The following is a 6,425-nucleotide window of genomic DNA, read 5'->3' as shown; positions in this document are numbered from 1 at the left end:
GATGTTAACAAAGGCGATTGCAGGCAAATACGCGATTCCGGCCTACAATTTCAACAACATGGAACAGCTGCAGGCCATCATTACCGCCTGCGTGAAAAGCCAGTCGCCGGTCATCCTCCAGGTTTCCAAAGGCGCCTGCGCATACGCCAACGCCACCATGCTGCGCTGGATGGCGCGCGGCGCCGTCGAAATGATGAAGGAGCTGGCCGCCGCCGAAGGCCTCAAGGAAATCCCCATCGCCCTGCACCTCGACCACGGCGATTCGTTCGAAACCGCCAAATCGTGCATCGACGCGGGATTCTCCTCGGTCATGATCGACGGCTCGGCATTGCCTTATGACGAGAACGTCGCCGTCACCCGCAAAGTGGTCGAGTATGCGCATCAGTTCGACGTGACGGTGGAAGGCGAATTGCGCGTCCTGGCCGGCGTCGAAGATGAAGTCGCTGCGAGAAAGTCTTACTACCCTGGACTCGAAGATATCGAAGACTTTGTCGCCAAAACCGGCGTCGACAGCCTGGCGATCCCCCTCGACACAAGATACTGCTTCATCAAGTTCAGGCCGGAGCAGTGCACCCGCGACGAACGCGGCTTTTTGGTGCCGCCGGCTCTGCGCTTCGACTTTTTGGAAGAAATCGAAGAGGGCTTTCCCGGCTTCCCCATCGTTCTGCACGGCGCTTCCTCGGTGGTTCCCGAGTACGTTGAACTGATCAACCGTTACGGCGGTGCCCTCAAAGACCCGATCGGCATTCCTGAGGATCAGTTGCGCCGCGCTGCTACTTCGGCGGTATGCAAAATCAACATCGACGCCGATGGCCGGCTGGCGATGACGGCAATCATCCGCAAGGTCTTTGCCGAAAAACCGGCGGAATTCGACCCGCGCAAGTACCTCGGCCCGGCGCGCGACGAGCTGATCAAGCTGATTATTCATAAAAATCAAAACGTCTGCGGATCCGCCGGAAAAGCATAAAATGCCTGCGCAAATCGGTTTCTTTTGGCCGGTGCAAAGAACAAATTGTTTAGTTTTTGGCTAAATTTTAATATATTAGAGCAGTAATTCACAAAGATTAATAAGGAGAATGTCATGGTTTCTTATAAGGAATTGGGTTTGGTCAATACGCGCGAAATGTTTCGCAAGGCCATGGCGGGCAAATATGCGATTCCGGCCTACAATTTCAACAACATGGAACAGCTGCAGGCCATCATCACCGCCTGCGTGAAAAGTCAGTCGCCGGTTATCCTCCAGGTTTCCAAAGGCGCCCGCGCATACGCCAACGCCACCATGCTGCGCTGGATGGCGCGCGGCGCCGTCGAGATGATGAAGGAGCTGGCCGCCGCCGAAGGCCTCAAGGAAATCCCCATCGCCCTGCACCTCGACCACGGCGATTCGTTCGAAACCGCCAAATCGTGCATCGACGCGGGATTCTCTTCGGTCATGATTGACGGCTCGGCATTGCCTTATGATGAGAACGTCGCCGTCACCCGCAAAGTGGTCGAGTATGCGCACCAGTTCGACGTGACGGTGGAAGGCGAATTGGGCGTGCTGGCCGGCGTCGAGGACGAAGTAGCGGCGGAGAAAACACATTATACGCGCCCGGAAGAGGTGGAGGATTTTGTCACAAAAACCGGCGTCGACAGCCTGGCGATTTCGATCGGCACCAGCCACGGCGCGAACAAGTTCAAGCCGGAGCAGTGCACCCGCGACGAACGCGGCGTCTTGGTGCCGCCGCCGCTGCGTTTCGACATTCTGGAAGAAGTCGAAAGGCGCATCCCCGGCTTCCCCATCGTTCTGCACGGCGCCTCTTCGGTTGTGCCGGAGTACGTTGAACTGATTAACCGCTACGGCGGCGCCCTCAAAGACCCCATCGGCATTCCGGAGGATCAGCTGCGCCGCGCCGCAACCTCGGCGGTATGCAAGATCAACATCGACACCGACGGCCGTCTGGCGATGACGGCGATCATCCGCAAGGTCTTTGCCGAAAAACCGGCGGAATTCGACCCGCGCAAGTACCTCGGCCCGGCGCGCGATGAGCTGATCAAGCTGATTATTCACAAGAACCAGAACGTTCTCGGCTCGGCCGGAAAAGCGTAATACCGAATTCTTGAAAAAAGAAAAAGCGCCCGATTTTCGGGCGCTTTTTTTATGTTTGGGTCAATTGGATAATTATTTTAGAACCGGTTCAAAAAATCGCACCCTTCGGCATAATGCGCAGAAAAAGATAGCCGACATAAGCCGCAATCAGTACGACGCCTTCGGCCCGGCTGATGCGGAAACGCGTGCGCATCATGGGCACAATGAGCAGCGACAAACCGATCATCATCCCGATATCGAGCGTACGAATATCTGTGCCGACGATGGGCGACACCAGCGAAGCCGTGCCCAAAATCGCAACGATGTTAAAGATGTTCGAGCCGATGACGTTGCCGACGGCAATATCCGCTTCCTTCTTAAAGGCTGCCACAAGCGACGTAGCAAGTTCCGGCAGACTGGTGCCTGCGGACACGATCGTCAACCCGATGACTGCTTCGCTGACGCCGATGCGTCGAGCCAGGCCGACCGAGCCGTTAACCAGCCCATTGCCGCCGAAAACCAGAGCAGCCAGTCCCAGGAGAATGAGCGCTGTCTCGATCCAAAGGCTCGGACAGGGGGCGACGCCGAACGTGTCGGCAAATTCGGCCTCGGCGCGTTTGCCCGCGCGGCGCGAAAAATAAAGATTACCGACGGTATACATCACTGTCGTGAGTAAAAAGAAACCTCCCTCCCACCGGTCGAGGACCCCATCATGAAAAAAGACCCAGAACAGCAGCGCGACAAACAAAGCAATCGGAGCATCGATGCGGATGACCTGGAGCTTTACCTTCAACGGCGAAATCAGCGCCGAAAACCCCAGAATGACGGCGATGTTAAAGATATTGCTGCCGACGACGTTGCCGATGGACAAGCCGCCTTGTCCCGCCAGCGCAGCCTTGAGGCTGACGACCATCTCCGGCATGCTTGTACCGTAGGCCACGACCGTAAGGCCGATCACCAATGGCGAAATTTTTAACCGCATGGCTAAGGAAGAACTGCCCCGCACCAGGCCTTCGGCGCCGAAATAGAGCAGCACGAATCCGCCAGAAATCCACAACAGGTCATGAATCATAAGCTTTTCCAGATGAGCAATCGGGAGCTTGCCTTTTTGGTTGTATAATCTCCGATGAAATCAGCAGCCTTCTTTCTTTTTCTTGCCCTGAGGTTTGGGTGCAGCGCTTGGAGCGGCAACGGGCGCAGGAGCAGGAAGATTGACGTTCGGCCGTTGGGTCATCGCTTCGCCGCTCGTCTGCGGCGTTCCGCCGAAGAAACGGCTTATTTCGGCCATTTTAGCATAACGCTTCTCTTCGGCGGGCGGAACATCGGCAGGAATAACCGGAAAAAGAATCTTGTCCTTCCATTCTTCCAAACCGCCGAAAAGCATATAAACCGCCTTATAGCCTTTTGCTCTCAACAGAAACCAGGCCTGAGCGGAATGGATACCGCCCTCGGAATAGAGAACGATTTTTTCATTGCGCATCAGTTCGGCATTCGGCAGTTCCGTTAATGGAATATTTTCAGCAGTCGGTATGTGATAAGCCGCGTATTCCGCTTCGCTGCGCAGATCGATCAGACGATAATCGGCGCGACCCTGAATGATCCAGTCTGCCAATTCCTCTGCCGTAACATGGTCTACCTGCTTTTCGACGATCAAAGCCAGTTCCTTGGCATCGATCGCCGCCTTGGCCCGACGATAGGGGTCGCCCAAGAACACCGCAAGGAATCCCAGAACCAGCAGCAGCGCCGCCAGTTTTTGGTTCAAGGTCATTCGCCCGAGTTGAGCAAAGAGCTTCATGACTTTTCCTCCGCTTTTTTTGCCGCCATTTTGCGTTCGCCCCATTCCGCTGCGGCAAACGCGCCGACCGCCATCACGCTGACCAGAAATACGATCAAACCGTACGGCAGACCGAGCACCTGCGGCAGGGTGACGGTTCCCATCGGCGTCATATAGTAGAATTTCTCCACCAGAGGAAAGAGCTCGCCGAAGACCAGAATGCCGAGGAACATGCCGAGCAGATAGACCCAGCCGTCGTATTTTCCGGTCGCTGCGGCGACGCAGGAGGTGCCCGGACAATAGCCGCCGATGACAAAGCCGAAGCCGAGCAGCAGCCCGCCGACAACCTGCGGCAGCAGATAGGTGGGCGTCAGATAGACCAGCGACAGATCGACCACGCCGAAAACCGAAAGATAATAGAGTCCGATCATAGCGGTAACGATGGCCGTAAACATCACCTTCAGCACGGTCATATCGGTAAAGTAAAACTGCGCCGCCAGTTTACGGGCGCTGCCGAAGCCTGCGCGTTCGAGAAAAAATCCGAAGCCGATGCCGATCAGCACGGCGACGATCAGGCTGACCTCGTCGTTAAAGAGTCCGTATTTATAAAAAGGCGCGTTCATATCCATTGTCTCCTTAAAAAGTAGGCCAAAGCATAGCCGCCGGCAAACACCGACATCATAAACGCCCAGCTGCCCAGATTCAAGACCGCGCCGCCGGTGAGAGCTTGGCCGCTGGTGCAGCCGCGCGCCAGTTTGGCGCCGATTCCCATAAGTCCGCCGCCGAGAAAGGCAAAAAGCAGACGTTTGCCGCTGCTGAAACGAGGCCCTTTTTCGATTCCGCCCTTAACACGGTGCGCCAACTTGGCCGAAAGAAAACCGCCGATGAAAAGGCCGATCACCTCAAAGACCAGCCAATCTTTGAGCGGATGAACGCTGCCGTCACCGAGGTATTCAGCATAAAAGTTGTTTGAAGCCGCATGCTTCGGCGCAATTTGCTGCACCAGCCAGGCTGCAGCGGAGGAAAAAGCGCCGGACGCACCCAAGCCGCGTCCCATAATGACAAACGAAGCCAACAGAACCAAACCCAACCCGATGCCGGCAAAATAGGGATTCATATAAGGCTTTGGTTTTAGTTCATCCAAGGAAGGTAAGGACTCCATAAAAACGCCTCCATTTCATGAAAAAATGTTCAAAACTTGTACAGGGCATAGTGACTCAATTGACCTGCTCCGACGAGAATAAAGCGCAGAATGAGCCCGCCGAGCATGACCAAAAGCGGCGCAATAGGGGTGTGGATCACTTTATGCTTAACAGCGCGCGTTTGGATGAACAAAGGCACAAGAATGCCCAGCAGAATGACGAACACCCAAAAGGTTGCGGCATAAGGTCCAGTCAGCAGCAGCATCGCGGCGCGGATCTGCACTTCCGAAGAGCTCAACATGTTGATGATAAAAAGCGCCAAAATGACCAGCTCGGCGGTCAGAAACATATTATCGGCCATGGCCAGAGTCTCGCGTTCCCATTGATCCTTGGCAATCATGTGTACAAACGCGGCGGCGGTCGAAAGGCCGGAAGTTAAAAACAGCAGTCCCAAAATGGCGCTGTTCCACAAGGGCCGCGCGCCCAAGCTGCTCAGCAGCACGCCGGTATAGGTACCCAACAAAATGCCGACGGCTATGTTGAATTTTCCAACCTTTATCGGCGCATTCGGCACGGATCGAAGCTTGTCCGACCAGAGCTGCAGGAACGGCAGGCGGCCGCGTATCGGATCCGGCACGTACATGAAAAAATTGGCAAGCAAAGCCGGATAGACCAGCAAAAGAATCCATGAGCCCCACGACATGGGCGATTTGATTTCAAAGGTCGTATAAAGCCGCCAAACAAAGGGCTTGTGCTCCAAATCCAGGAACAACGCCAACATGCCGAGGCTGATCAGCACCAGGCCGATGAGCGGAATGCGGTAACAGACGCAAACCAGATCGCGACTGCGGCCTTTGAGAAAAAAGTAACCGGAGAGAATCATCATACCGGCGACCATGCCGCCGAGAAAAAGATAGACCGGAATTTCCCACCCCCAAACATGCACTGTGGGATCGATCATCTCGTTATGACGGGTAATGGTGACTTCCATGCTTCACCTCGTTGCTTTCGGCAGGCTTAGATCAGATAAAAGATTTGCGGCCGCGTTCCGGCCTCCGGCAAAAGCGCGTGATGCTTCCGTTCGCGTAACAAGCGACTGACCTGACTATTGGGATCGTCCAAATCGCCGAAATACATGCAGTGCGTCGGACATACCGAAACGCAGGCCGGATCGAGTCCCTTCTCCACCCGATGGATGCAGAACGTGCACTTGTCCGCATACCCTTTAGGGTGAATAAAGCGGGCATCATAGGGACAAGAGGCCAGGCAGGCTTTGCAGCCGATGCAAAGATTGTGATGCACCAGCACCACGCCGCCGAGGTCGTGCACATGGCTGGCGCCGGTGGGACAGCAATGCACGCACGGCGGATTGTCGCAGTGATTGCAGCGTTCGCTGCGGATTTCCGTGCGCAGGGTGGGGGATTTGCCTTCCGTGACCGTC

8 protein-coding genes are annotated in these 6,425 nt (G+C 55.5%); 2 read left to right on the top strand and 6 right to left on the bottom strand.

All coding sequences use genetic code 11. The annotated features are described in order from the left end of the window. The first annotated feature begins 1 nt into the window (after window position 1). Together ONB24_15345 and ONB24_15340 are read left to right on the top strand one after the other, a co-directional pair. Window positions 2-967, top strand: coding sequence for a class II fructose-1,6-bisphosphate aldolase (locus ONB24_15345; protein ID MDZ7317486.1), 966 nt, complete (start codon window positions 2-4; stop codon window positions 965-967). A 114-nt stretch (window positions 968-1,081) separates the two neighbouring features. Continuing rightward, window positions 1,082-2,089, top strand: a complete 1,008-nt coding sequence (locus tag ONB24_15340) for a class II fructose-1,6-bisphosphate aldolase (GenBank protein MDZ7317485.1) — start codon at window positions 1,082-1,084, stop codon at window positions 2,087-2,089. 88 nt (window positions 2,090-2,177) lie between these two features. On the opposite strand, the gene ONB24_15335 is transcribed toward ONB24_15340, so the two are convergent. The 6 genes from ONB24_15335 to ONB24_15310 all read right to left on the bottom strand — a co-directional run. Beyond that, window positions 2,178-3,140, bottom strand: coding sequence for a calcium/sodium antiporter (locus ONB24_15335; GenBank protein MDZ7317484.1), 963 nt, complete (start codon window positions 3,138-3,140; stop codon window positions 2,178-2,180). Window positions 3,141-3,200: 60 nt separating this feature from the next. Continuing rightward, a complete protein-coding gene (locus ONB24_15330) occupies window positions 3,201-3,863 on the bottom strand; it encodes a rhodanese-like domain-containing protein (GenBank protein MDZ7317483.1) in 663 nt (220 codons plus the stop codon). Beyond that, window positions 3,860-4,465: a YeeE/YedE family protein gene (locus ONB24_15325; GenBank protein ID MDZ7317482.1), complete on the bottom strand. Its 606-nt coding sequence runs from the start codon at window positions 4,463-4,465 to the stop codon at window positions 3,860-3,862. The genes ONB24_15330 and ONB24_15325 overlap by 4 nt, the downstream gene beginning before the upstream one ends. Beyond that, a complete protein-coding gene (locus ONB24_15320) occupies window positions 4,462-5,004 on the bottom strand; it encodes a YeeE/YedE family protein (protein ID MDZ7317481.1) in 543 nt (180 codons plus the stop codon). Before ONB24_15320 ends, ONB24_15325 begins: the two co-directional genes overlap by 4 nt. Before the next feature lie 29 nt (window positions 5,005-5,033). After that, on the bottom strand, window positions 5,034-5,975 hold the full coding sequence (gene nrfD, locus ONB24_15315) for a polysulfide reductase NrfD (protein MDZ7317480.1): 942 nt from the start codon (window positions 5,973-5,975) through the stop codon (window positions 5,034-5,036). A 26-nt stretch (window positions 5,976-6,001) separates the two neighbouring features. Next, a partial coding sequence (locus ONB24_15310) for a 4Fe-4S dicluster domain-containing protein (GenBank protein ID MDZ7317479.1) occupies window positions 6,002-6,425 on the bottom strand: 424 nt, incomplete at its 5' end.

It is taken from the genome of candidate division KSB1 bacterium (assembly GCA_034505495.1).
GTDB lineage: Bacteria > Zhuqueibacterota > Zhuqueibacteria > Residuimicrobiales > Krinioviventaceae > Fontimicrobium_A.
The sequence above is the reverse complement of the archived record's forward strand: the minus strand, read 5'-3'. Positions and strand labels throughout refer to the sequence as shown.

What these genes read in the sequence shown, in the direction of transcription:
- nrfD (MDZ7317480.1), bottom strand. Translation starts at nt 5,975, where the DNA reads ATGGAAGTCACCATTACCCGTCATAACGAGATGATCGATCCCACAGTG.
- ONB24_15320 (MDZ7317481.1), bottom strand. Translation starts at nt 5,004, where the DNA reads ATGGAGTCCTTACCTTCCTTGGATGAACTAAAACCAAAGCCTTATATG.
- ONB24_15325 (MDZ7317482.1), bottom strand. Translation starts at nt 4,465, where the DNA reads ATGAACGCGCCTTTTTATAAATACGGACTCTTTAACGACGAGGTCAGC.
- ONB24_15340 (MDZ7317485.1), top strand. Translation starts at nt 1,082, where the DNA reads ATGGTTTCTTATAAGGAATTGGGTTTGGTCAATACGCGCGAAATGTTT.
- ONB24_15345 (MDZ7317486.1), top strand. Translation starts at nt 2, where the DNA reads ATGTTAACAAAGGCGATTGCAGGCAAATACGCGATTCCGGCCTACAAT.
- ONB24_15335 (MDZ7317484.1), bottom strand. Translation starts at nt 3,140, where the DNA reads ATGATTCATGACCTGTTGTGGATTTCTGGCGGATTCGTGCTGCTCTAT.
- ONB24_15330 (MDZ7317483.1), bottom strand. Translation starts at nt 3,863, where the DNA reads ATGAAGCTCTTTGCTCAACTCGGGCGAATGACCTTGAACCAAAAACTG.